Annotated in this window: 25 protein-coding genes and 2 riboswitches; of the genes, 6 read left to right on the plus strand and 19 right to left on the minus strand. The window is 56.2% G+C overall.

What is annotated here, in order from left to right:
* Window positions 1-54: 54 nt before the first annotated feature.
* From C772_RS08590 to C772_RS08650, 13 genes are all read right to left on the minus strand, one after another.
* Window positions 55-1,038 carry a nuclease-related domain-containing protein gene (locus tag C772_RS08590; RefSeq protein ID WP_008299159.1) on the minus strand — a complete coding sequence of 328 codons (984 nt, stop codon included), beginning with the start codon at window positions 1,036-1,038 and terminating at the stop codon, window positions 55-57.
* Between the two features lie 337 nt (window positions 1,039-1,375).
* Window positions 1,376-2,401, minus strand: coding sequence for a 4-hydroxy-2-oxovalerate aldolase (dmpG, locus tag C772_RS08595; RefSeq protein WP_008299163.1), 1,026 nt, complete (start codon window positions 2,399-2,401; stop codon window positions 1,376-1,378).
* 13 nt (window positions 2,402-2,414) lie between these two features.
* Complete coding sequence (locus tag C772_RS08600; RefSeq protein ID WP_008299164.1) at window positions 2,415-3,299, minus strand: acetaldehyde dehydrogenase (acetylating); 885 nt, start codon at window positions 3,297-3,299, stop codon at window positions 2,415-2,417.
* 27 nt (window positions 3,300-3,326) lie between these two features.
* Window positions 3,327-4,109: an IclR family transcriptional regulator gene (locus C772_RS08605; protein ID WP_008299166.1), complete on the minus strand. Its 783-nt coding sequence runs from the start codon at window positions 4,107-4,109 to the stop codon at window positions 3,327-3,329.
* Between the two features lie 163 nt (window positions 4,110-4,272).
* On the minus strand, window positions 4,273-4,542 hold the full coding sequence (locus tag C772_RS08610; RefSeq protein WP_008299168.1) for an iron-sulfur cluster biosynthesis family protein: 270 nt from the start codon (window positions 4,540-4,542) through the stop codon (window positions 4,273-4,275).
* Window positions 4,542-4,970 carry a VOC family protein gene (locus C772_RS08615; protein WP_008299170.1) on the minus strand — a complete coding sequence of 143 codons (429 nt, stop codon included), beginning with the start codon at window positions 4,968-4,970 and terminating at the stop codon, window positions 4,542-4,544. Before C772_RS08615 ends, C772_RS08610 begins: the two co-directional genes overlap by 1 nt.
* 297 nt (window positions 4,971-5,267) lie before the next feature.
* Window positions 5,268-5,471: a hypothetical protein gene (locus tag C772_RS08620; RefSeq protein WP_008299172.1), complete on the minus strand. Its 204-nt coding sequence runs from the start codon at window positions 5,469-5,471 to the stop codon at window positions 5,268-5,270.
* A 150-nt stretch (window positions 5,472-5,621) separates the two neighbouring features.
* Complete coding sequence (locus C772_RS08625; RefSeq protein ID WP_008299174.1) at window positions 5,622-6,581, minus strand: 2-hydroxyacid dehydrogenase; 960 nt, start codon at window positions 6,579-6,581, stop codon at window positions 5,622-5,624.
* 72 nt (window positions 6,582-6,653) lie between these two features.
* Window positions 6,654-7,328 (minus strand): transposase, encoded by a 675-nt coding sequence (locus tag C772_RS16110; RefSeq protein WP_008299175.1) that lies wholly within the window; start codon window positions 7,326-7,328, stop codon window positions 6,654-6,656.
* A gap of 123 nt (window positions 7,329-7,451) precedes the next feature.
* Window positions 7,452-8,504 (minus strand): ribonucleotide-diphosphate reductase subunit beta, encoded by a 1,053-nt coding sequence (locus C772_RS08635; protein WP_008299177.1) that lies wholly within the window; start codon window positions 8,502-8,504, stop codon window positions 7,452-7,454.
* A 203-nt stretch (window positions 8,505-8,707) separates the two neighbouring features.
* Window positions 8,708-9,145 carry a flavodoxin gene (locus C772_RS08640; protein WP_008299179.1) on the minus strand — a complete coding sequence of 146 codons (438 nt, stop codon included), beginning with the start codon at window positions 9,143-9,145 and terminating at the stop codon, window positions 8,708-8,710.
* Window positions 9,146-9,203: 58 nt separating this feature from the next.
* Window positions 9,204-11,405, minus strand: a complete 2,202-nt coding sequence (locus C772_RS08645; RefSeq protein ID WP_008299182.1) for a ribonucleoside-diphosphate reductase subunit alpha — start codon at window positions 11,403-11,405, stop codon at window positions 9,204-9,206.
* Window positions 11,406-11,652: 247 nt separating this feature from the next.
* A riboswitch (cobalamin riboswitch) is annotated at window positions 11,653-11,833 on the minus strand.
* Window positions 11,834-12,009: 176 nt separating this feature from the next.
* Complete coding sequence (locus C772_RS08650) at window positions 12,010-12,633, minus strand: GntR family transcriptional regulator (RefSeq protein ID WP_008299183.1); 624 nt, start codon at window positions 12,631-12,633, stop codon at window positions 12,010-12,012.
* 164 nt (window positions 12,634-12,797) lie between these two features.
* Between C772_RS08650 and garR the strand changes: the two genes are divergently transcribed.
* From garR to C772_RS08670, 4 genes are all read left to right on the plus strand, one after another.
* Window positions 12,798-13,691 (plus strand): 2-hydroxy-3-oxopropionate reductase, encoded by an 894-nt coding sequence (gene garR, locus C772_RS08655; RefSeq protein WP_008299186.1) that lies wholly within the window; start codon window positions 12,798-12,800, stop codon window positions 13,689-13,691.
* Between the two features lies 1 nt (window position 13,692).
* Entirely contained in the window at window positions 13,693-15,114 is a 1,422-nt protein-coding gene (locus C772_RS08660) for a four-carbon acid sugar kinase family protein (protein WP_008299187.1), read from the plus strand.
* 18 nt (window positions 15,115-15,132) lie between these two features.
* Window positions 15,133-16,482, plus strand: a complete 1,350-nt coding sequence (locus C772_RS08665; protein ID WP_008299190.1) for a GntP family permease — start codon at window positions 15,133-15,135, stop codon at window positions 16,480-16,482.
* Window positions 16,483-16,590: 108 nt separating this feature from the next.
* On the plus strand, window positions 16,591-17,112 hold the full coding sequence (locus C772_RS08670; protein WP_008299192.1) for a hypothetical protein: 522 nt from the start codon (window positions 16,591-16,593) through the stop codon (window positions 17,110-17,112).
* A 101-nt stretch (window positions 17,113-17,213) separates the two neighbouring features.
* Here C772_RS08670 and C772_RS08675 read toward each other — a convergent pair whose 3' ends face one another.
* From C772_RS08675 to C772_RS08695, 5 genes are all read right to left on the minus strand, one after another.
* Window positions 17,214-17,528 carry a DMT family transporter gene (locus C772_RS08675; protein ID WP_008299194.1) on the minus strand — a complete coding sequence of 105 codons (315 nt, stop codon included), beginning with the start codon at window positions 17,526-17,528 and terminating at the stop codon, window positions 17,214-17,216.
* The gene (locus C772_RS08680; RefSeq protein ID WP_008299195.1) at window positions 17,510-17,854 is read right to left on the minus strand and encodes a DMT family transporter; all 345 of its coding nucleotides are present in this window, start codon (window positions 17,852-17,854) and stop codon (window positions 17,510-17,512) included. Before C772_RS08680 ends, C772_RS08675 begins: the two co-directional genes overlap by 19 nt.
* A gap of 88 nt (window positions 17,855-17,942) precedes the next feature.
* Window positions 17,943-18,046: riboswitch (guanidine-I (ykkC/yxkD leader) on the minus strand.
* A gap of 110 nt (window positions 18,047-18,156) precedes the next feature.
* Window positions 18,157-19,491, minus strand: coding sequence for an LLM class flavin-dependent oxidoreductase (locus C772_RS08685; RefSeq protein ID WP_008299196.1), 1,335 nt, complete (start codon window positions 19,489-19,491; stop codon window positions 18,157-18,159).
* Window positions 19,492-19,634: 143 nt separating this feature from the next.
* Window positions 19,635-21,593 (minus strand): ABC transporter permease, encoded by a 1,959-nt coding sequence (locus tag C772_RS08690; RefSeq protein ID WP_235046397.1) that lies wholly within the window; start codon window positions 21,591-21,593, stop codon window positions 19,635-19,637.
* A complete protein-coding gene (locus C772_RS08695) occupies window positions 21,571-22,365 on the minus strand; it encodes an ABC transporter ATP-binding protein (RefSeq protein ID WP_008299198.1) in 795 nt (264 codons plus the stop codon). The genes C772_RS08690 and C772_RS08695 overlap by 23 nt, the downstream gene beginning before the upstream one ends.
* Window positions 22,366-22,593: 228 nt before the next feature.
* Here C772_RS08695 and C772_RS08700 point away from each other — a divergent pair, with 228 nt between their 5' ends.
* Complete coding sequence (locus tag C772_RS08700; RefSeq protein ID WP_008299199.1) at window positions 22,594-23,214, plus strand: YczE/YyaS/YitT family protein; 621 nt, start codon at window positions 22,594-22,596, stop codon at window positions 23,212-23,214.
* 16 nt (window positions 23,215-23,230) lie between these two features.
* Entirely contained in the window at window positions 23,231-23,629 is a 399-nt protein-coding gene (locus C772_RS08705) for a VOC family protein (protein ID WP_008299201.1), read from the plus strand.
* Between the two features lie 93 nt (window positions 23,630-23,722).
* Here the strand turns inward: C772_RS08705 and argH are convergent, their stop codons facing one another.
* On the minus strand, window positions 23,723-25,129 hold the full coding sequence (gene argH / locus C772_RS08710) for an argininosuccinate lyase (protein ID WP_008299202.1): 1,407 nt from the start codon (window positions 25,127-25,129) through the stop codon (window positions 23,723-23,725).
* Window positions 25,130-25,195 lie beyond the last annotated feature (66 nt).

Below are 25,195 nucleotides of genomic sequence, written 5' to 3' on the forward strand. Positions count from 1 at the left end.
GATTGGACGTGTGAATGACGAGATTAACAAGATGAATGACGAAATCATCGCCGGCTATCGTTTCTGAATCAGTGTTTTTCCTTTCAAGTGCCTCATGGGATCAAATCTGAATGCCCGCTTATTGGTACTGCCAAGTACGTCCAGCTCAACGCTATTCAAGTGGCGGAGTCCGGTAGATATAGAAGGTATTCCGGTGAACTCGCAGAATGCCCGTGTGGTGATGACCGGGTTGATCAGCAAAAAGTAGTCGAGCAGGGATTGTTGGTACGGATTACCCGCTGGAACGCCACAGGTGGGACATTCCAGCTTTCTTCTTGTCATCCATCTCAATTGACCATCACACTTTTCGCATAAGAGACCTCTTTTGAACTCGTGCGGATAGATGCCATAGTGTTGTTCAATCTGTATCCGTTCCGGCCCAAGCTCTTCTGCAAGAATCCGGCTGACAACCATGTTTGCCGGTGTGCCGCCGGGATCGGCTGCTAACGCAATTTTACGCCTCAGGATATAGGGCAATTCCTTTACAGATACGAAAGGTGCGTCCTCCGGCAGTCCAATCCATGTGTTGCGCGCGGCGAATGCCACCACTCCACTAATCTTTTTCGAGAAGCCTCTTTGGCGAAGCCAATCGGTGAGGCCCTCCTTCTGATTTTCAAGTTGCATAATCGGACAATCAAACGTGAGAACCGAACCGTCTTCTTCGGTGCGTTCCAGCCTACGGGGGTTCTCAAGATAGTGAAGCGTCCCCTTGATCATCTTTGCCTCGATGATGACAATCCCATTGTCTGTCACCAGCAAGGTGTCAAACTGCGCCACATGGGCTTCATTGATTCTGAGCCGGATATCCCGAAGGATCCACCAGTTGCCTGGCAGTCGCAGGCTTTTCATGTATTGTTCGACTTTCTGTTCCCCGCTAAATCCCGCTTCCACTTTTTTCAGCCGATCGGCAATCCAATCCCTTTCCGGGTGGTTCCGATGCAGCCTGCGAAGCATGCTTTCCAACTGCAATAAGTCCAACGGATATGGCCGCTCCCCCAAAGCACTCCCTCCTTTGTGAAACCATATCATGCCTTGAGAAAGCGTGATACACAGTGTGTTGGTATTGCGAATGGGAGCAGATCCCGATGACATTTTTGAAATTTGTATTAGCCCTGTGCCCCAAAATTGAATTTCCTCGAGTTAAGTAAGCCACATTTGGCACCTATTTACATAACGGTTTCATCATTCGGGGACTTAATCTCGTCATTCGAGGTCGAAGTTTTGTCATTAACGGCCCCAGTCTCGTCATTCACCACTTGTGATTTCATCATTCAGTCCCACACACCAAAAACCCGCTACCTCCATCAGGGAAGTCAGCGGGTTCCAATCTCTCTCTTTAGCTAAGCACTTTCTCTTTTTTCGCAGCAATTTCAGCAGCCACGTCGACAATCATGTCTTCCTGGCCGCCGACGACTTTGCGCTTTCCGAGTTCGATCAGGATGTCCCGGGAATCAATGTCAAACTTCTTGGCGGCGCGCTTGGCGTGGAGCGCGAAGCTGGAGTAGACGCCCGCATAGCCGAGGGTCAGGCTGTCTTTCGTGATTTCCTGAGGCGACTGGAGGATCGGGGCGACGATGTCTTCTGCCAGGTCCATCATTTTGTACAGGTCGACGCCTGTTTCGATGCCCATCCGCTCCAGGACGGCAACGAGGACTTCCGTCTGGGTATTGCCCGCACCGGCACCGAGGCAGCGGACACTTCCGTCGATGCGCGTCGCGCCTTCCTCGATGGCGGCAAGCGTGTTCGCCATGGCGAGTGACAGGTTGTTGTGGGCGTGGAAGCCGACGTTGACACCGATCGACTGCTTCAGCGCACGGATCCGCTCTCGGACCTGGTCCGGAAGCAGGTAGCCGGCAGAGTCCACCACATAGACCGTGTCTGCACCGTAGCTTTCCATGAGCTTGGCCTGCTCGACCAGTTTTTCGACCGGTGCCATATGGGCCATCATGAGGAAGCCGACCGTTTCCATGCCGAGCTCTTTGGCGTAGGCGATGTGCTGCGGGGACACGTCCGCTTCGGTGACGTGCGTGGCGATCCGGGCCATCTTTGCGCCGAGATTGGCCGCTTCCTTGAGTTCGTGGAGCGTGCCGATGCCCGGCAGGAGAAGCACCGCAATCTTGGACTTGTCCGCGACGGACGCCGCCGCCTCGATCAGTTCCATTTCATTGGTTTTGGACAGGCCATACTGCACGGACGAACCGGCGAGGCCATCTCCGTGCGATACTTCGATGTATGGAACGTTGGCGTCGTTCAGTGCTTTTGTTACGTCAAGGACCTGGTCGACCGTGAACTGGTGGGAGATGGCGTGGCTGCCGTCCCGCAGGGCGACTTCGGTCAATAGAATGTCTCTTTGTTTTGTCATGGTCCGTTCCCCCTTAAACCGTTTGTTTCGCCAGTACGTTCTTGGCGAATTCTTCTGCGACTTTGACGCCTGCGGCTGTCATGATATCGAGGTTCCCCGCGTACTTCGGCAGGTAATCCCCTGCGCCTTCCACTTCAACGAAGATCGTGACCAGGTTGCCGTCAAAGAACGGTTCCGTGCGGAGACGGTAGCCCGGCACATAGGACTTGACGACTTCCGTCATGTCCTGGATGGACTTTCGGATGGCCTCTTCATCCATCTTCCCTTCCTCAACGAGCGTGTAGATCGTATCCCGCATGAGGATCGGCGGTTCCGCCGGGTTCAGGATAATGATCGCCTTGCCTTTTTTGGCACCGCCGACTTTTTCGATTGCGCGGGAAGTTGTTTCCGTGAATTCATCGATATTGGCCCGTGTTCCCGGGCCTGCGCTCCGGCTCGAAATTGTTGCTACGATTTCGGCGTATTCGACCGGTGCGACCCGGTTGACTGCGTGGACCATCGGGATGGTCGCCTGGCCGCCGCATGTGATGAGGTTGATGTTGTCCTTGTCCAGGTGCTCGTCCATGTTGACGGCTGCGCACACATACGGCCCGATCGCAGCCGGCGTCATGTCGATCACTTTCTTGCCCGCTTCCTGAAGCTCCTTTGAATTGTACAGATGTGCTTTAGCGGATGTCGCATCGAACACGATATCTGCGAGTTCCGGCTGCTCCAGGAATCCATCCACGCCGCTGTCGATCGCCGTATATCCGAGTTCGCGTGCCCGGCGCAGGCCGTCGGAATCCGGATCGATCCCGATTACCGTTGTGAGTTCCAGCACGTCCGAGCGTCCCAATTTGATCATCAGGTCGGTCCCGATGTTCCCCGAACCGAGAATTGCCACTTTTACTTTTGACACATGAATCTCCCCCTACCCATCGTATTTTCAAAGATTGACCGGCTGCGGATTGCGGTAGCCCAGTGCGGCCGATATTTCGGATGCCGCGGCCGTGATTTTCCCGATCATCTCTGCAAAGCTATGATCGTCCACTCTCACCTTTGGGGCGGAGCAGCTGATTGAAGCGGTTACATTCCCCTGATGGTCAAAGATCGGCGCAGCGACACATTTGAGGCCGAGCTCGATTTCCTCGTCATCGACGGCATAGCCGTTGTCCCTGATGGTTTTCAGGTGTTCCCTGATTGCAGTTGCATCAGTCATTGTGTGCTCCGTATGGGCGACCAGGTGATCGGAAGCGAGCATTCTATCAATCTGCTCGTCACTCTGATAAGCGAGGATCGCCTTACCCACACCTGTGCAATGGACCGGCGCCCGCTTGCCGACGTGCGAGTAAATCGTCAATGTCCTCGGCCCTTCCAGCTTTTCCACATAGACCACTTCTTCCCGTTCCATGACGGCAAGGTGGACGGTTTCATGGAGCTCTTCCACGAGTCTCCTGATCAGTGGTGAGGCGATTTTCCGGATGTCCATGCTGTTGCCGACGGCATTCCCCAGTTCGAACAGTTTGATGCCCAGCCGGTATTTCAGGCTTTCCGGGTCCTGCTGGAGGTACCCGCGATGTTCCAGTGTCTTGATGATTCCGTGGACGGTGCTCTTCGATAAGGCCAGCTTTTCGCTGATCTCCTTGATGCTCAGCTCAGGCTTGGATGCCATGAACAGTTCCAGGATATCGATCGCCCGGTCCACCGATTGAATAACTTTGACGGTCACTACCAGCCTTCCTTCCGTTCGGCATTGTCGAACGCCGTTCGTAAATATCGATGATATGTTTATCCTAAACGGAAAGCCAATCAGTTGTCAATGAAGATTATGAAAATTTAATATAGGAATTCAAAAGGACCTGCCTTCTGTTTCAGAAAGCAGGTCCCCGTCTTTAATCAATCATCTCGAATTGCCTGAAGCCTGTTTGGTCCGGGAGGTAATCAAGTGTTTTCCCCTTAAAATAATGGAGTTCTCCCTCATTAATAAGAAAACAGAAGCCATCCTTAGAAAATTCCCGGTCACCGGGCTGCGCGGACTCAACAAGTGTCAGCTTCAGGCTCAGCAGGCAGCTTTCCCGCATCCGGAGGCGGACGAACGGGCGGCCTGCAGACTGCAGACGCTTAGCCAGCTCCTCTTTTGACGCATCAGATACGGCAAACATCACTCAAACGCCTGCTCCGGATCTTTTGAATAATTCAGGTCCCAAGTGAACCCGAACCGGTCTTCCACCTTGGCGTATCTGGCACCCCAGAATGTGTCCTGAAGCTCCATGATCCGGCGTCCTTCCACAAGCAGACCGTCATAGAGCCGGCGGATCTCCTCTTCCGATTCGCAGTCGATCAGCAGGGATAGGCCCCGGCGCGGGACTTCCGGTGCCGGCTCGGTCGAATCAGCCAGCATCAGCTGGAAATTGCCCCGCTTCAAATGGCAGTGGATGACATAGTCCTCGGCACCCTCTGGGGTCGGAAAGTCAGACTCCCCGTATGTCTGGACGCCCAGATTCTCCATGCCGAACAGGTCCGCATAAAACACGGCCGCTTCCTTTGCCCGGCCGTAAAACGTAAGGTAAGGTGTGATGCAATCTTTCATCAGTAACCGCCCCGCTTTCTGATTGTCTTCATTAATCATACCCGATTTTGGAAAGGGTGAGCCGCATCTCCACCGTCAACGACTTCTGCATGTTTCTCTCTTTAAGACACAAAATAGGCCAGCCTCCGGTTAAGGAGACTGGCCAGTAGCATGATTCCTAGTACTATTGTAATGCACAATCGACAAAAAGTATAGTAATATTTCCAAATCAGACAAATTATTTCTTCAGAATTCCGTTGAGAGTTTATCTTACCATAGTATTTGCTATGCACCGTTATTTTTCCGTCCGGCTGATTGCTACTCACTCGTGCAGCCGAATTCATACGAGCTGGTGAATGTATTGTGGATGGTCAGTTCGACGGTGCCGCCGTTGTCCAGGCAGCCATCGGTCAAGGCACTGATTTCCTGCTTGGTAAAATAATGTTGCGCAGCCAGCAGAACCGCGGCCACCATCAATAGGGTGACTGCAAGGATGCCGATCTTGTGTCTGGTTTGAATCATGCGCCCCCTCCTCTTTCTCTCTATTACGGTCTTGGGTCCGGAGAGGTTTCGCCGGATTTCAGTGCCTGAACTTCTCCGACCGCACTCTGCGCGGTTTGAGCAGCACACCTGCCAGGGTGACGAGTCCTGCCACCAGAAGTTTCTTCATCCTCACACCACCCGGTTCTCAGGTGCACGTCCCGACAGCACCGCTTCGATGTCTTCCGAGTTCATGCTCATCATGGCGAGGCGCGTCTTGACGCTGGCGCTGCCGATGTGCGGGAGTGCCGTCACGTTCGGCAAGGTGAGGAGCTTGTGGTCGGATCCGATCGGTTCGCCTTCGAACACGTCGAGCCCGGCGGCCCAGATGCTGCCGTTTTTCAGGGCTTCATAAAGGGCTTCTTCATCGACGATTCCGCCGCGTGCAGCGTTGACGAGAACGGCGGTTTCCTTCATGAGACCGAGCTCCCGTTCGCCGATCAGGCCCCGGGTTTCGTCGGTGAGCGGCGTGAGGATCACGACAAAGTCGGACTGCTTCAGCAGGTCGTCCAGCACAGCATACCGGAAGCCGAACATCGACTCGGCCTCCGTCTTTCGCGTGCGGTTGTGGTAGAGAACGTCCATGTCAAAGCCGGAGGCGCGGCGGGCGACACCTTCGCCGATGCGGCCCATGCCGACGATGCCGAGCGTGGCGCCAAAGATGTCCATGCCGGTGAAGCCCATCGGCGACCAGGAAGTCCACTTGCCCCCGCGGAGGAACCGCTCCGCCTGCCCGGTCTGCCTCGCGGCCGCGAGCATAAGTGTGAATGCCAGGTCTGCAGTGGTTTCTGTCAGGACGCCCGGGGTGTTCGTGACGATGATGCCCCTTTCTTTCGCAGCTTCCACGTCGATATTATTGTAGCCGACGGCAAGATTTGCGATCACTTGGAGTGTCTCGCCTGCCTGAATCACATCCCTGTCGACGGTGTCCCCCACATTCGTCCAGAGCGCGTGGGCCGTCTTCGCCTTTTCGACCAGCACCTCTTTCGGAGGAACCTCGTCCTCGCTCGGCCACATGTCCACTGCAAACGTTTCACGCAGCCTTGAGACGGCCTCCTCCGGCAGCTTCCTTGTGATAAAAATCTTCTTCATTCCCCGCATCCCCTTTCATATCCCACTGTAAAAAACCGCCGGAAATTGCATCCCGGCAGTTCAGTTTGGAGATTATTTAGCTCCGACGGCTTCCTTTTCTTCGGAGTAATCGTCTTCTTCGATTTCCAGCACCTCGACCTCATCAATCTGGTCGAGCAGGCGGAGAAGGCGGCGGCGGTTGATCGTGCGTCCGGCCTTTCTCAGCTCAAGCAGGATCCAGTCCGGATCAAGCACATCTTCCTGCTCCATCAGGTGGCGGATCAGGGCGATGTCTTCGCGGTCGCGCTCGGACAGCTTGTTTTCCGGCCGGTTCACGTAGTTGTAATAACCGCTTTCCGACACGTCGAGCGTCATGCAGAGCCGGCGCACTTTGTGCTCGTCCTTCATCTCGTGGATCGCATCGAAGCGCTCGGTCTTTTTGATGTCGACCATCGAGGTAAATTTCTTGAGGATATCGTTTTCCTCACGCAGACGGCGCACTTCGCGCTCCAGCTCGCGGAGTCGGCGGTTCGGGTCGATGCCCGGGGATTTCGGCTGGCGGCCGCGCTTTTTCGGGATGAGGCCCTCCTCGCCGGATTCCTCGTAGGCATCAAGCCAGTTTTTCAGCGTGTTCGGGTGGACGCCGAATTCGCGGGCGACCGCTCCCTTTTTCCGCTTCTTTTCAAGGACTTCATTCACCGCCCGGAGCCTTTCCTCAAATGTTTTTTGTGGTTTGGCTTCTTTATCTTCGATCACGTTAGCCGCCATGCAGTTCTCCCCCTTGAACAAATTATCATTGACGCAATTATAACAAATTTATGATGTGGATTGTCCATAGTTATAGGAGGAAATTGCATTTTTTCTGTAGAAAAATGGTTCGATTTAAAGGGATTACAGGTCATCAAAGCCGTTCAGGTCACTTGTCTTCGTATACTGCCTGGAGGTCTGCTCGAAAAAGTCCGTTTTTGTATCATCGAAACTGTCGACATAAGCACGGATCCACTTCATCGGATTGTCTGTGTGCTCCGGATAAATCTCTGACAATCCGAGCATCCTCAACATTTTATTAGCTCTATATTTAATGTACCCTTCCATCTCCTCAGGGTCGATGCCGTCCACGCCGTCCAGCACATAGCGGCTCCACAGCGTCTCCTGCACGACCGAATGGCGGTACGCATCATAGATCCAATCGGTGAACTCATGCGTGTTCATCTCCGGGTTCTCCCCCATCGCCGCACGGAACACATCGCTCATCGCTTTTCCGTGTTCAAGCTCGTCCCGGTTGATGTAGCTGATCATCGTCGACGTGCCGACCATCTTCCCGTTGCGGGCGAGATTGTAGAAGAAAGCAAAGCCGGAATAAAAGAACAAACCTTCCAGAAGCGTTGTGTACACCATCGCCTTGAGTGCGTTTTCGGTGGTCGGACGGGTTGCGAAATCATTGTAGACTTCGGCGATCCGCTCGTTCCTCTTCAGGAGGACCGGATCATGCCGTCCGGTCTCAAAGGACTTCACCTGATTATCGAACGTCGTGACCGAACTCAGGACATACGCATAGCTGTGGTTGTGCTCGCTTTCCTGGTCCGCGATCGTTGCGAAAAGGGATTTGACGGAAGGGTCCGTCACGTAGTGGGCAAGCTTTGCGGCGACGTCCGTCTGCGGGCCGTCGAGCGTCGCAAGCAGGCCTATGATTTTAAGGAATGCCTCCTGTTCGGCCTGGGAGAGGTTTGGAAACTGTTTTACGTCCTGCGTCATGTCGACTTCGTTGGCCGTCCAGAACAGGGAGCGGATCCGCTGGCGGAGCTTATAGAAATGCGGATACTTCAGGTCATTCCAGTTTAAAATGCCGCTCGCCTCCCCGCCGAAGATCGCCGTCGCCCGGTTCGGATTGACCGGGTCCAGCACCTTCACGCGGGTAAGCAGCCCGGTGGATTGTGTCGTCATGAATGGTGGCTCCTTTCTGGTGTCAGGGTGATAAAAAAAATACGGTCGAGCGAGCGCTCGCTTCGCAATGTAATCCTTCCATTAAGGCTTCTGATTGGGCAGCTGCAGTCTGAATGTGGGCACTCGGACAGGATTTCTGTGCACTCACAAACTGATTTTGTTCACTCGGAGTCAACAAGCGGGTACTGGCAAAAACACTCCATTCAATCGGCAATTGCCGATCCGCAAACCAACCGCTCAACGACATGATGGGTCCATTCCCGCACGGCTTCCTCTTGCCCACCGCGGGGGCTCTGTTCAATCTTGAGCGGAGGCAGCGGTGATTCATAAAATCTTGCCAGTTTCACTGCGGCCCTGCAGAAAAGCCCGAACTGGGTGTCGCCGGTGCCAAAAATGAAAGTGTTCGGCGGCTTGTAGCCGACATCCAGAATAAAGTCCTTCACCTCCTCCGGAACGCTCCCCTCCGCCCAGGTGAATGAGCCTAATATTAGCGCATCGTAACCGGAAACATCGGGGACAGGCTCCCCGCCGATCCAATGGAAGCCGACGGCATGGCCCGCTTCCTCGAGGCAATCGGCGATCAGCTCCGCCGCTTCTTTCGTGTTGCCGCTGTAGGTGGCATAGGCGATCAGGATGTTCATCGGCTGTCCCTCCCTCCTCTGAATGGCGAATATTTGCTTCACATTCGGATGTCAGTCCTCAAGACTGGCACCATTCGCATTCTTCCACGTCACTTGCGGTGGAACGTGTATAGTAGGTCGTCTTCAGGCCCGATTTCCATGCCTGCAGGTGGAGGTCGAGCAGGACGCTGGCGCGGATAGTGTTCGGAACGTACAGGTTGAACGAGATCGACTGGTCGATGTGGCGCTGGCGGGCGGCGTTTTGCCGGACGCTCCAGCGCTGGTCGACGATGTAGGCGGAGCGGCGGTAGACGTCATAGGTCCGGTGATCAAGGTCCGGGGCCACGACCGGGAGTTTATAGTCTTTCTTTTCCTCGTGATAAAACGGCCTGAAGACCGGATCGATCGACGCCGTGGAACCGGCGATGACCGATGTCGAGGAGTTCGGGGCGACGGCCATCATATAGCCGTTGCGGACGCCGCTTTTCTCCACTTCTACCCGGAGCGCGTCCCAGCGTTCGCCTTTATACCCGCGGCGTCCGAAGTAGGTTCCGGTCTGCCAGTCAGATCCGAAGAACAGCGGATACGCGCCTTTCTCCCCTGCCAGTTTGGCTGATGCGCGGATCGTATGATAGGCGATGTCTTCATATAACTTGTCGGCGAATTCAACAGCCTCCTCCGACTCCCACTGGATGCTGTTCAGCGCGAGCAGGTGGTGCCAGCCGAACGTGCCGAGGCCGATGCCGCGGTAGCGCCGGTTCGTCACCTGTGCCTGCAGGACGGGGATCTGGTTCAGGTCAATGACGTTATCGAGCATGCGGACCTGGATGTCGATCAGCCTGCCGAGCACACCCGCCGGAACGGCTTTGCCGAGGTTGATCGAAGACAGGTTACAGACAACGAAATCCCCCGGCGTCCGGCGGCTGACGATTACACCGTCTTCCAGCACTTCCTGTGAAGCGCTCGTCGCGCTCATGTTCTGGGCGATTTCCGAGCAGAGGTTGGACGAGTAGATGATGCCCTCATGCTTGTTCGGGTTCATCCGGTTGACTTCGTCGCGGTAAAACATAAACGGCACGCCCGTCTCGAGCTGACTCCGCATGATGCGCTTCATGATGTCGATCGCCGGCACCTTTTCGGAATGGATATCCGGATGGGCGACGCAGTCGGCATACCGCTCGCGGAACGAGCCCGCCCCGAACGATTCATCATAAAAGTCCTCGAGCGACCAGCCCATCACGGTACGCACTTCATGCGGGTCGAACAGATGCCAGTCGCCTCTTGCCTCGACCTGCTCCATGAACAGGTCCGGCAGGCAGACGCCGGTGAAGATGTCGTGTGCACGAAGGCGCTCGTCACCGTTGTTCAGTTTGAGGTCAAGGAACGTGAGGATATCCTTGTGCCAGACATCGAGGTAGACGGCGACCGCCCCCTGGCGCTGGCCAAGCTGGTCGACGGAGACGGCGGTGTTGTTCAGCTGCTTGATCCATGGAAGCACACCGGAGGACGCGCCCTTGAAGCCTCGGATCGCGGCCCCTCGGGAGCGGACCTTCCCCATATAGACACCGATCCCGCCGCCGTATTTGGACAGATTCGCGATGTCGGTGTTTGAATCGTAGATGCCCTGGAGCGAATCGTCGACGGTGTCGATAAAGCAGGACGACAGCTGGCCGTGCGGCTTCCCGGCATTCGCGAGCGTCGGCGTCGCGACGGTCATGTAGAGGTTCGAAAGTGCCCAGTAGGCTTCCTTGATTTTCCCGAGGCGGTCTTCTGTTTCATTTCTCATCAGCGTCATTGCGATCACGAGCCAGCGCTCCTGCGGCAGCTCGACCTGTTTTTTGTTGAAATCGGTTGCGACATAGCGGTCAGTGAGCGTCTTTAGCCCTGTGTACGTGAACAGCCGGTCGCGCGACGGATCGAGGAATGTGCCGATTTCCTGCAGCTCACGTTCAGAGTAGTGCTCGGTGAGCGCCAAGGTGTAGAGACCTGCCTCGGCCTGCGTGCGGACGTGGCGAGCGAAGTCTCCGTAGGCGTCCTCGGTTTCGCGGCGCTCCTGCTGGTCGCGGTACAGTTGGGCGAGCAAAATGCGCGCCGCGACATCCGTCCAGTAGGTTTCCGACTCATCCACCCGTCCGAGCGCCTCGCGGATGAGGTGCTGAGAGAGGGACGGGCCGCTGTAGCCTTCTGCCGCACGGCGGAGCGGGGCGATTTTTTCTGAAGTGAATTCCTGTTCAAGCGCGGAAAGGATGTCGAGCTGATCTGTCGGTTTGGTGGTGACCATGGATATTCCTCCTTAGTTGTTATGGGGATGCGAAATCCGGGGCTGCGGGCGCGAACTGGCGCGGCGCCGGTGCGAAATCTATCTTCAGACGCGCAAAAGCCCCGTCCGAAGAACGATTCTTCGGCGGGGCTTCCGCTGTTTGCGTGTGGGTAATGGAGGATCGGGGCCGGGAATGAATGAAGAGATGAATAGAAGATATGAATGGCCGGCGCCCGTTCGCTTCCACCTCTCAACCCCCGAAGAAAGTGTCGCTTGTCGATGGGCGGCAGGTCTACTGGCTCGCGCTTCTTCCTTCCGCCGGCCTTCCCGCAGCATGTCTGCAGTGGCTTCCTCGGCGGTCGTCGGCGCTCACAGTTGCGGGGACAGCTCCGGCATTTTCCGGATTCCCTATTAAACCGCGATCGGTACCAACCCATCGTTAATACAATATATTGTGTTGTTAACGCTCATATAGCCTAACATATTGTGTTTTAAACCTGAATAGGACGAAAGGCTATGAAAATCAGAGAAACGTGTCAGCCACACACGGCTTCTACTATACCAGACATGCGGCGCTCCGCAAGGCCGTTCGTTTATTCCGCCTGTTTCATCTCCGTATCACGCGTCACTCTTCCCAGTCGACAATCGCCAGTGTGAATTCAAGGTCCGCTTCCAGGTGCTCTTCCATCAGGCGGGCCGCTTTTTCCGGATCTCGTGCGGAAATCGCCTCACAGATCGCAGCGTGTTCGTCAAGGAGACCCGGACGTTTATTGATGACCACCGCACGGCTGAACAGGTAGATAATTGATTGCATGCGGTCGACGGTCTCGATCATCACCGGATTTCGTGTTTCCCGGACGATGAGGTCATGGAACTTTTTATTCTCACGGACGACAGCGGCGGAGTCGTCCCGGATGGCCTTTGCCTTCCCGACTGTTTCTTTCAGTTCATCAAGATCATCATCGATCATGTAGGTAGCTGCCATCCGAGCCGCATGGGCTTCGATGAGGATGCGCATCTTAAAGTGATCACGCAATTCCTTGGCACTGGGTTTGAATACTTTTTTGCGCCGTACAAGGCCTTCCTGTTCAAGCCTCCGGATGGCTTCCCTGACCGGAGTACGGCTCACGCCAATCTCTTCCGCCAGGCGCTCTTCGATCAGTTTCATCCCGCCCGGATAGTTCCCGGTGACAATCTGTTCACGGATTTTTTCATAGGCAAGCGCCTGTGCTGCACCTCCGGTTCTCATCAACAGTCGCCCCCCTTTCCTAGTCTCTTTTCTATCTCTATCATACAATATTTTCTTGTATACGCTTTCTGTAATTTTGTATACATGACTGAATACTTATAGTACACTACAAGAGTCATTATGACTCATAATTCATTGATTTCCCTCCAGGAGGTTATACTCATATGAAAATCGGATTTATCGGGCTTGGCATTATGGGCCGCCCAATGGCATTGAACCTTGTTAAAGCAGGCTTTCAGGTAAAGGCATTTGACCTGAGTACAGACGCACGGAAGATTCTTACGGAAGCAGGTGCCGAGGCAGCCGTTTCTCCACGCGAAGCGGCAACCGGCACGGACATCATCATCACGATGCTTCCGAATGCGGCGATTGTGAAGGATGTCCTGTTCGGCGAAAACGGCGTTGCGGATGCAGCAAGTGAAGGCGCGATTGTCGTCGACATGAGCTCCGTCTCCCCCGTAGATTCCTTGCAATGTGCAGAACGTCTGAAGGAGCGTGGCGTCCGCTTTATCGATGCGCCTGTATCCGGCGGTGAGCCGAAGGCGATCGACGGCACGCTTGCCATCATGGCAGGCGGAGATGAGTCGGCATTCGCGGAAGTCCGCCCAACTTTCGAAGCGATGGGCTCCGAAGTGACGCATGTCGGCGGTATCGGCAGCGGCTCCACGACCAAGCTTGCAAACCAGATTCTTGTGAACGTGACGATTGCCGCAATGTCCGAGGCGGTCGTCCTTGCCTCCAAGGCCGGCGTCGACATCGGAAAAATGTACGAAGCGATCAGGGGCGGGCTCGCGGGAAGCGCCGTGCTCGATGCGAAGATCCCGATGGTGCTGGAGCGCAACTTCGAGCCGGGCGGCCGGATCGACATCAACATGAAGGATCTGACGAACGTGTATAACGCAGCACGCGAGCTCGGCACGCCGATGCCTCTCACTTCACAGGTGCTGGAGATGTTCCATTCGCTCAAGGCGAACGGGCATGCGACGGACGATCACTCCGGACTGATCCAGTATTATGAAAAGCTTGCGAACTACGAAGTGCCGAAAGGCGGGAAATAAAATGGCAACACCAAATGAGATCGCAGAAAAGCTGCCGGCATACGGACAGGAGCTTGAACAGCTCTGGAAAGAGGAGCGGGCATCGTTTGACCATAAGATCATCGTGCTGGACGATGACCCGACCGGCGTTCAGACCGTGCACAACATCCCGGTCTTTACCGACTGGTCGGAAAACACGATCCGTGCCGTGTTCGGTGAAGAGCGCCAGATGGTGTTTATCCTGACGAACTCCCGGGCGTTTTCAGAGGAACAGACCAAGCAGGTGCACCAGGATATCGCGGAGCGGATTGCCCGCGTCTCGAAGGAAACGGGAAAACCGTTCCTGATCATCAGCCGGGGAGATTCCACGCTTCGCGGGCATTACCCGCTGGAAACTGAAACGCTCCGGAGCACGCTGGAACAAAACCTGCCGGAAGCCATCGACGGGGAGATTCTGCTCCCATTCTTTAAAGAAGGCGGCCGCGAGACCATCGGCGATGTGCACTATGTAAAGTCCGGTGACACCTACGTCCCTGCAGGAGAAACCGAATTCGCGAAGGACCGCATGTTCGGGTACACGAGCAGTGACCTGAAGGACTATGTGGAAGAAAAGACGGCCGGTGCATTTAAAGCTGAAGATGTCCTGTCCGTCACGCTTGATGAACTCCGCTCGCTTGATCTGGATTCGGTTACGGATAAGCTGATGTCCCTGAAAGATTTCGGCAAGATGGTCGTGAATGCAGTGGACGAAGAAGACGTTCGCGCGTTCTCCATCGCCCTTCTCCGCGCGATGAAGCAAGGCAAGCGGTTCATCTTCCGGACGGCTGCCGCATTCACGAAAGTGATCGGCGATGTGCCGTCCAAGCCGGTGCTGACAAAAGAAGAGCTCGTATCAGAAGAGTCACGCGGCCACGGCGGCCTTATCATTGTCGGCTCCCATGTGAAGAAGACGACCGAACAGCTGGAGCAGCTAAAGACGCTGGGCAATATCCGGTTTGTCGAATTCCAAGTGAAGCTGGTCGCGGATGCGGAACAATTCCAAGAAGAAATTGCACGTATCCAGGACACGGTGAATGCCGGCATTGCGGAAGGAACGTCCATCTGTGTCTACACATCGCGCGAGCGGCTTGACCTCGGCGAAGGGCGGCAGGAAGAGGAACTGGCACAGTCCGTGAAAATTTCGGAGGCAGTGACGACGTTCGTCCGGAACTGCGACCCTCAGCCTTCGTATGTCATCGCAAAAGGCGGGATCACTTCGAGCGATGTGGGAACGAAGGGACTTGGCGTCAAAAAAGCCGAGGTCATGGGACAGGCAGCACCGGGCGTCCCTGTGTGGAAAACCGGCAAAGAAAGCGTGTTTCCGGAAATCCCTTATATCATCTTCCCCGGCAACGTCGGAGATGCCGATACACTAAAAACAGTCGTCGCACGGCTGGAGTCCTAATAGAAAGAAGGTACCCATATGGTCACCGGCAATCTGCTCATTGTCATCTTCCTCTTGTCGCTTGCAGCCCTGTTTTTCATGATCCTGAAACTGAAAGTTGACCCGTTCATCTCGCTGATCGCTGTCGCGTTCGCCGCCGCGCTTGCCCTCGGATTCCCGCTGGCGGACATACCGGGCGTTGTCGCGGGAGGCTTCGGGAACACGCTGGTCGGCGTCGGTATCCTGATCGGACTCGGTGTGATCTTCGGCCAGTTCCTCGGCGCATCCGGGGCCATCGAAAAAATTGCCGTTGCCGTCCTCCGACTGTTCGGGGTGAAGCGCTCGGCAGCCGGACTGTCGCTGACTGGTGTCGCCGTCTCGATTCCGGTTTTCTTTGACGCCGCTTTCGTCATCCTGAGTGGTCTTGTAAGGAGCCTGTCACGGCGGACCGGCATCTCGATCGTCACATTCGTTACCTCTCTGGGCATCGGACTGATCGTCTCCCACAGCATGATCGCTCCGACGCCGGGCCCGATGGTCGTCGCGGAAAACACCGGTTCCGACCTTGGGCTGTTCATCGTATACGGTCTGATCTGTGCCATTCCGGCAACGCTTGTCGGCGGATATCTTTATGGGACGTTCATCGGCAAGCGGATCCCCGGAACCGTGGTCACGGAAGATGCCGAGGTTCAGGAAGCAGCCACGGCTTACAAAAAAGAAATTTCCACCGGCCTGTCCTTTTTCATGCTTGCCCTGCCGATCGTCCTGATTCTCCTGAATACAATTACGCAGATCTGGCTTGAAGAAGGTTCCACGCTGTCTAACATTCTCGGCTTTGTCGGGGACAAGAACGTCGCGCTCTTTATCAGTGTCATCGTCGCGATCATTGTCCTGAAGCCATACATCAGTGTTCCCTACAAGAACCTTTATGACGAGGCGATCGAATCAGCGGGGATGATCATCCTCGTCACCGGTGCCGGGGGCGCATTCGGTGCGGTCATCAACCAAAGCGGCATCGGTGATCACCTGATCGCAACGATGCAGAGCTGGAGCATCCCGGTTCTCATCCTGGCATTTATCTTTGCCCAGATTCTCCGGGCGTCGCTCGGTTCTGCAACAGTCGCGCTTGTCACAACTTCATCAATCATGGGGCCGATGGCTGTGGAACTCGGTGCTTCGCCAATTCTTCTCGGTCTCGCAATCTGTGCGGGTGCAGTCGGCCTGTCCCTTCCGAACGATTCCGGCTTCTGGGTCGTCAACAAATTCGGCGGACTCACCATTCCGCAGACCATCCAGGCCTGGTCTCTAGGCGGCTTTATCGCCGGACTCACCGCCCTTGCCATGGTCTATATCCTGAGCCTCTTCAGCGGCATTCTGCCGGGGCTCTGACAACAAGCGTCCGCATGGTGCGGGCGTTTTTTGTTTTGCCCCGAATAATAGGATTGTACATGCCACCCCTTCCCTGTTCATACACTCATACAAGAGGAGGGACTGGCCATGAAGCGGAAAATCCGCCTTTCAGAGCGGGGCCTGCTGTTGGGGCTGTACGCAATTCTTATACTGATGCTTTTTCAGGACTGGGTACCGCTGGGGACACTGAATGATGTCGATGCGGTTTCCCGGGTGCATTCATTCAAAGATCTGCTGGTTTCGATGCTGATCAATGCCGGCCAGATTGTGCTGCTGATCTTCATTGTCCGGCTGTTTATCGGAAGGCGCTACCCGGTCTGGGCCAGGCTATGGCTTATCATCCACCAGGGATTCATTTTTGCGGGTGCGCTGATGGCCTGGTGGATTCCGTATTTACTCGGGATCGGCGCGGAGGAAAAGGCCGAGTCTTACCGAATCATGTTCGGAAACACACATGCTTTCCTGCCCGAGATGAACCGCATCACGCCGAACACGCTGCACACCGGTTTGCATGCCGTCCTGCTTATCTGCCTCCTGCTCACCCTCTATCTTTCTTTCACCGGACCGAAGAAAAAGAAGAAACGGAAGAAAAGCCGCCGAACACACTGATCGCGTGTGCTCGCCGGCTTTTTCATGCCGGGCGATGAAATCGCCCTCCTTATATTAAGGGTAAATGACACTAATGTTAGGGCACATAGATGCACGGAGGCTTACTCCACCAGCTTCAGGCCGACCGCGGCCCCCAGAATGATGAGGATGCAGAGCACCCGGCGCCAGTCTCTTGATTCCCCGTAAAGGAACATGCCGGCAAGTGCGCCGCCGGATGCGCCGATCCCGGTCCAGATGGCATAGGCCGTGGACATCGGGAGAAATTCCATGGCGTAGGCGAGCAGGATAAAGCTCGCCCCGAATGCACCAAGCAGCAGAAGAAGCGATTGGACGTTCCGTTCCTTGTTCAGCCGGTTGATGGTCATGACACCGGCCGTCTCAAACAGTCCGGCGGCGATCAGTGAGAGCCATGCCATTTTTCTTCCCCTCCTTGATCCGTTACGAACTTCAGGCCCACGACGCCCGCAAGCAGGACGGCGATCAGAATCAGTTTTGCCGGATTGACCGGCACACCGAACAGGATGATTTCAGCGATGACCGTTCCTGCCGCACCAAGCCCGACGAATACTGCGTAGGCGGTGCCGACTGGAAGTGTGCGCCCGGCGACGATAAGCAGATAAAAGCTCACGTAAATGGCCACCGCAGTGCCGGCCCAGTCCAGTGCGCTGTCTGCATGCTTGAGCCCGATCACCCAGCCGACTTCAAAAATGGCCGCGACGATGATTTTCCACCAGTCTTTCATGTGGTTGTCCTCCTCTTGTGGTTTCCTCATCCTGCCGGCTCAGCATGCGTCCAAACAAAAAAGCCCGGGAGCATGCTGATCCGACAGCATCTCCCAGGCTTTTGTCCTTCCGTGGCACGGCAACAGTGCCGTGAGCCCCCTCTCGGACCAGTCCGGCGCGCCAGGCGCCGCGGAACCCTAGGGGACATTTTCGTATGAGGTTGGTTTCATTATAGCAAATCGGCGGCCGGCGGCAACTCTGGGGCTTGGGGTTGCGAGATACATTAAGCGTGCGTGAAAGTACAGCAAGCTCCCCCCATCCCTCAGACGAGACTTGCCTCCGCAACCCGTGCATGCCGGTTTTCCCTGAACGGCAGGCCGAGATGGTCACGCAATGTCGTGCCTCCATACTCCTCCCGGAACAGGCCGCGCTCCCTGAGGATCGGGACGACTCCGTCCACAAAGTTCTCCAGGAGGACGGGAAGGTTGGCGATCAGTATGAATCCGTCCGCCGCTCTGGTCCGGTGCCATTCTTCGATCCGGTCCGCAACCTGTTCCGGTGTGCCGATAAACGGGGTTTTCGGAGCGGCTTCCCGCATGGCGGCTTCCCTGAGAGTGAGGCCATCGCGGCGGGCGCCCCGGATAATTCGCTCCGTGTCACTCTGGAATCCGTTCGCCCCCATACCGCCCAGATCCGGAAATGGCGCATCCGGGTCGTATTGGGTGAAGTCATGGTGGTCAAAGTGGCGGCCGAGGTCGGCGAGCGCTTCCTCCAGTGAGACGGTGGCGGTCAGTTCTTCACGGATGCGGAATGCTTCTTCTTCCGTCTCCGCGACGATCGGGCTGATGCCCTGGATGACGAGCAGCCCGTCGGGATTCCGGCCGGCACGGGCCGCCCGTTTTTTCATGTCCGCATAATACTCACGCGCTGCCTCAAGTTCCCCGTCGATCGCGAATACGACGTCCGCGGTGTCTGCGGCAAACCGGCGTCCGTCCTCCGACTTGCCGGCCTGGAAGATGACGGGCTGGCCCTGCGGCGAGCGGGCGATATTAAGTGCCCCCTTCACCGAGAAGAACTCTCCGTCATGGTCTGCCTCGTGCATCTTCTCCGGCTCGAAGAAGACACCGCTTTTCTTGTCCCGGACAAACGCATCATCTTCCCACGAATCCCACAGTTTCTGCACGACCTCCGTGAATTCTGCAGCCATCCGGTAGCGGATCCCATGCTCCGGGTGCATGTCCCGCCGGTGGCCAAAGTTGAGCGCGGTACCTCCGAGCCCAGTCGTGACGGCATTCCACCCGGCCCTGCCCCCGCTCAGCAAGTCGAGCGATGCGAACTGGCGGGCTGCGGCGTAAGGTTCGCTGTAAGTAGACGAAAGCGTGGCGACGAGCCCGATTCTTGAAGTGACCGCCGCAAGCGCAGAGAGGATGGTGAGCGGCTCAAAGCGGTTCAGATAGTGAGGAGTGGACTGCGGAGTGATGTACATCGCATCCGCGACAAAGACAAAATCGAATTTCCCGCGTTCCGAAACGAGTGCCTGCTGCTTGTAGAAATCAAAACTGACACTGGCATCGGAAGGAATCGCCGGGTGCCTCCAATCAGTCCGGCGCTCCCCCGCTCCGTGAATCATCGTCCCCAAAATCATTCCTTTTCCCATGATGCATGCCTCCCGGATGATATTGGCTTCATCATACCGCCTTTCTTTACAGGTGTAAAGACACCAAAAACAGGACAATTTCCGACTTTATTTCCCGGGAAATGTCGAAAACGCCCTTTCCCCGTCGGGAAAAGGCGTTTCATTTATAGTGCGGCGTGCACCGTTTTTCGGTAGTAGCCGATGGTGAGGACGGCGAACACGAGGTAGATCAGCCCGTACGCAATCATGGCGATGGTCACCGGCAGGGTAATGTCCGTTGACATGAACATAAACGACACGGACTTGATCGCGAATACCGAGTGGACAAGGCCCATCAGGAGCGGGATTCCAAAGACGAAAGCCTGTTTCCGCCGGATGCCTTTCATGATTTCACCCGTCTTGAAGCCGAGCTGCCGGAGGGTCGTGTAGCTCCGCTTTTCCTGCTCGGCCTCACTCATCTGCTTAAAGTACAGGATGCTTCCGGTCGAGACGAGGAATGCGAGGCCGAGGAAACCGGTAATGAAGATCGTGATGCCGTTGTATGACAATGATTCCTTGTATGAAGAATAGAAATCGAGGGTCATTTCTTCCCTGTAGTTTTTGAAGATAGCCGAAGCTTCTGCAAGGTCATCCTTGTCATCCAGATTAAAAGCGACAAGCGGGCGCTGCGACTCAGCCGGGGCAGCCGCCTTGATTTGGTCATAGGTCTCACCGCTGACGGTCAGCTGGGTATAGACTCCCGCATAACCGCTTGCCACTTCCTGTGTACCGAGGGAAGTGACATTCAGCTTCTCAGTTCCCTCACCCGCCGCGACAGAAGCCTCAAACGGAAAGACATCATCGGTCATCAGCCAGGAAATCCCGGAGTCATGGATCATCGCTTCACCCGCTGCAGGCTCCTCGATGTCGAGTCCGGCTGCTTTCAGTTCCCGGGTGTTAAAGATGAGCGTTGTGACCGTGTTTTCTTCCCAATTCAGGAGCTCGGGGAGATGATCCCCGCTCATAGAAGCGGTCAGATCCAGGTAAGTGATGGACTGTCGGTTATACCCGATGCCCGCTGCCTCCAGGTCTTCCGCAAACTGTTCGGCCGTTTCCGCAGAAGTCCCTTCATTGCCTTCTCCTACTTCGTCAATCAGAAAGTCATGCGGAACCCTTACGCGCGTTTCCTGCTCGGTCGAGTAATACATCGAATAGGCAAATCCTGCCATGGCAAGTGTCATCGCGGACAATGTCGTGATGACGGTGAGCGATTTCGCGTTTGCCTTCATCCGGTGCATAAGCGGCGCGGTTGAGAGTGCTCCCGCAAGGCCGATATGTCCGTTCTTCTGTTTCCTGACCAGGGTCATCAGCCAGCCGATCGTCACACGGAACACGAGGTACGTACCGGCAATGACGAAGGCGAGGACGAGCAGCATGTTCAGGAAAAGGAACATGTTCAGCATGTATTCGGAGTTGGCGAACCAGTAGCCGAAGCCGACCATGGCAACGCCCAAGATACCGAGAAGTGCCGACCGGATTGGCTTCGGCTGCTTCGGATGTTCATCTTTCTGATCATCATTGAACAGGTCGATCAGCTGAGAGCGCCGGATCTTCCAGAACATGCGGAACGACGTGATGACAATCAGCACAGCGAACACGGCCGCCGTCTGGAGAAACGCTGCTCCGCTGAACGACAGATTGACGAACCCTTCATAACCGACGAGCTTCATGAGCAGAAGCAAGAACAGCCGAGAGACAAGTAGCCCCGCTCCGATTCCGACGATGAATGCGCCGGCGCCGAGAAGGATATTCTCGATGATCAGGAGGCGCGATACTGCGCCTTTTGTCAGGCCGACTAGCTGATAAAGTCCGATCTCGCGGCTGCGCCGCTTCAGGAACAGGTCGTTCGCGTAGGTCACGAAAATAATGAGGATCCCGAACAGCAGGACAGTCGCCGCCTGGAAACCGGACGCCATCTTCGCCGACAGGTCGGTCTGTTCCACGACCGCCGAATCATGCTGGAGCGTCGAGAAGATGAAAAACAGCGTGACGCCGAAAATCAGCGCAAAAAAGTACAAATAATAATGCTTCAGGTTTTTCCGCATGCTGCGGAGAACGAGGTCAACGAGCGTCAACGCGGTCACCCCCGAGCACGGCCTGCATGTTCAGGATATCCTGGAAAAATGCCTGGCGTGCCTTGTCGCCCCGGTACAGCTCGGAGTACATCGCCCCGTCCTTCAGGAAAATGACGCGGCTGCAATAGCTGGACGCGACCGCATCGTGTGTGACCATCATGATCGTCACGCCGCGGGATTTGTTGACGTCTTCCAGTGTCCCGAGAAGTGCCGAAGCAGATTTGGAGTCGAGCGCCCCCGTCGGCTCGTCGGCAAACACCATTGACGGATGGTTGACGAGTGCACGTGCGGCGGACGTCCGCTGCTTCTGTCCGCCGGAGATCTCATGCGGGTATTTATGGCCGTGCTCCTTGATGCCAAGGATGCCCGCGATGTCGTTGAACTGCTCCTCCGCCGCTTTTTTCGACAGACCGCCCAGGGAAGCCGGAAGCAGGATATTTTCCTTGACCGTGAGCGTATCCAGCAGGTTGTAGTCCTGGAAGATGAAGCCGAGCTTGTCACGTCGGAACGTTGATAACTGCGCGTCCTTCATCTTCGACGTCTCATTTCCGTCAATCGTGATCGTGCCCGATGTCGGCCGGTCGATTGTCGCGAGCACATTCAGCAGCGTCGTCTTGCCCGCGCCCGACGGCCCCATGATGCCGACAAATTCTCCTTCGCGCACCTGCAGGTTGATCCCTTTCAGCACCTCGGTTGAATTCAGCTTCGAGCCGAACGATTTTCGGATCTGGTGCGCCTGGAGCACCGCGCGGCCCGGCTTCGTGTTGGTTGTTGTCACCATAATGATTCCTCCCGGCGGCAGGATTCACGGCCCTGCCCGATTTGTTGAGTTTATCATAACGCGCGGAGGAGACTGCGGTCGTTCGATATTGGTTACAATCAGGGGTGCGTGGGTGACGATTTTGTAAGGTTGGGAGCTTGCTTAACATTCACCGCAGCGGCAACTCTGCAGTCTGCCGAACCATGCTATAATTGAATAATTCATTTAACTCGGGAGGGGGCGGCTGGGATGGCCGGACGGATCACCATTTACCTGGCGGGGCTGTTCGTGGCGGCGCTCGGCATCGCGCTCGTGATTTTGTCCGCAGTCGGGGCAGGACCGTGGGATGCGGTCGCAGTTGGGCTGAACCTTCATCTCGGGCTGACGGTCGGCCTCTGGTCGATTCTCTCCCAGCTTCTCTTCACCCTCCTCACGTTCCTGATCGAGAAAACTCGGTTCCGCTTTGAGTCGATGGTGCCGATCATCATCCGCGGCGCTTTCCTCGACTTCTGGCTGTACGGCGTGCTCCGCGGAGCGGACCTCGCCTCGTCGCCCTTGCTTCAGTGGACAAGCTTTGCCGCGGGCCTTCTCCTGATCGGTGCGGGTCTCGGCGCCTACATGGAGGCCGGATTCCCGAAAACGCCGATTGATGGCCTGATGGTTGCCCTCAGCGGCCGCACCGGCTGGAGCCTCAGCTCTGCCAGGATGCTGATTGAAGGAAGCGGAGCGGCGACCGCCTTCCTCCTCGGGGGGCCGGTGGCGCTCGGGACGCTGATCACTGCCCTCTTCCTCGGCAAAATCATCCAGACAGTCAACGCGAAGATGAAAACCATACTACAGGTACAGCAATATCACGAGCTGCGCCCATAAAAGGAGAGTCTCAAACATGACCAACATTACTCCGTTTCTTATGTTCCAGGACAAAAATGCGGAAGAAGCGATGAACTTCTATACCTCGCTCTTTAAGAATTCCGAGGTCACAAGCATCGTCCGCTACGGCCCGGACGTACCGGGCGGTGACGAAGGCACCGTCATGCTCGCGACGTTCACATTGAACGGCCGCGAATTCAAGTGCATCGACAGCAGCATCCGCCACCAGTTCGACTTCACCCCGTCGTTCTCGATCTACGTGGACGTCGAGACTGAAGAAGAAATCGATCACCTGTACAGCAAGCTCGCAGAAGGCGGCATGGAACTCATGGCGCTCGGCAACCACGGATTCAGCCGGAAATTTGGCTGGGTGAACGATAAGTACGGAGTGTCGTGGCAGATCAATTTGCCGTGATTGATCGGCAGGGCCGGAATCGTCACTTTCCATCCATCAATACGGGAAGCTTTTCTCCCATCAAAAAAGGGACGCCATCGCGCGTCCCTTTTGTCATGCATCCTTTTCCTGTTTCCGCTTCGCAATCATTCCCCGTACGACGTCCGGTGCCGGTCCGCCGGTGATGCGGCGGCGTTCGACGAAGGCAACGGGGTCGGCGATGGCGTTCCAGTCCTCTGCGGTGAGTTCGACGTCGCCGAGCCAGCCATTGACCGTTTCAAGAGGGATTTCGTACAGTTCCTTTTCCTGGCGGTCGGCTTCGCGGGCGATAAGGCTTGCCTTGTGGTGGGCGCGGCGGAACGAAACGCCGTAGTCCCTGGCAAGCACGTCCGCGAGCTCCGTGATCGTAATCATGTTTTCCCTCGCCTGCCGGAGGGCACGGTCCTTGTTGAAGGTGAGCGTGGTCACAACGGCATGCATCAGCCGGAGCACGCGGTTCGCCTTTTCAATGCCGGTATACAGATGCGGCTGAAGGTCATCCTCGGTGTCATTGATGTCGCCGTACGGCGTGTTGTGGATCATATGGATGACAGCGAGACCTTCCGCCGCAGCGCTCGAGGCGAGTGCACGGGAGTGCTCCATCGAGACCGGGTTCCGCTTTTGCGGCATGATGCTCGAAATCTGCACGTAGGCATCGGACACCCGGAGCAGGCCGACTTCCTTGGACGCCATCCGGAGAAATTCCTGGATCCAGCGGCCCATGTTCGTCATGAGGCTGACAAGGCTCTGGGCGGCTTCGATCAGGTAATCCCCCGTACCGATCGCGTCATACGAGTTCTCGATCATCCCCTCGAACCCGAGCAGTTCCACCATCCGCTCCCGGCTGATCGGGAAGCCGGTCGTCGTGATCGCGGCCGCGCCCATCGGCGACTGGTTCACCGTATGGCGGGCTCGCTTCAGCCGCTCGATGTCCCGGATCAGGTTGTCGTAGACTGCGACCAGGTAATGCCCGAACGTCGTCGGCTGCGCGGGCTGTGTGTGCGTGTGCGCCGGCATGACGGACTCCACATGCTCCTCCGCCTGGGCGAGCAGCGCTTCTGCCAATGCCTCCGCCTGTTCGACCGTCTCGGCCAGGTACTTCCGGAGGACGATCCGGTACATCGCTTCGCCCATGTCGTTCCGGCTTTTCGCGATATGCATCTTCCCCGCCAGCTCCTCCCCGATCAGTTCGCCGATTTTCGACTCCACGAGGAAAAACAGGTCTTCATGCTCAGCGGAATACTTGAGTTCCGCCCGGTCCATCTTCCACACTTCCCTGATGGCATTCAGAATCTTGCCCGCCTCCGATTCAGCCAGGATCTTTTGCTCGGCGAGCATCTGGGTGTGGGCGGCATGGATTTGCATCATGGCATCAAAAAGATGGCTTCGCTGATAATCGAATAACGGACGGAGCAGGGCATCCGTAAACACTTTTCCCGGAAACGCCGCTCCGTCGGCCTTGATGAATTCCTCTTTTCTCATATAGATGCTCCCGTCAAATGACGTTTTTACATCCATATGTCGGCCGGGATGGTTCAACTGGACAGA

The sequence above is a fragment of the Bhargavaea cecembensis DSE10 genome (assembly GCF_000348905.1).
Lineage (GTDB): Bacteria > Bacillota > Bacilli > Bacillales_A > Planococcaceae > Bhargavaea > Bhargavaea cecembensis.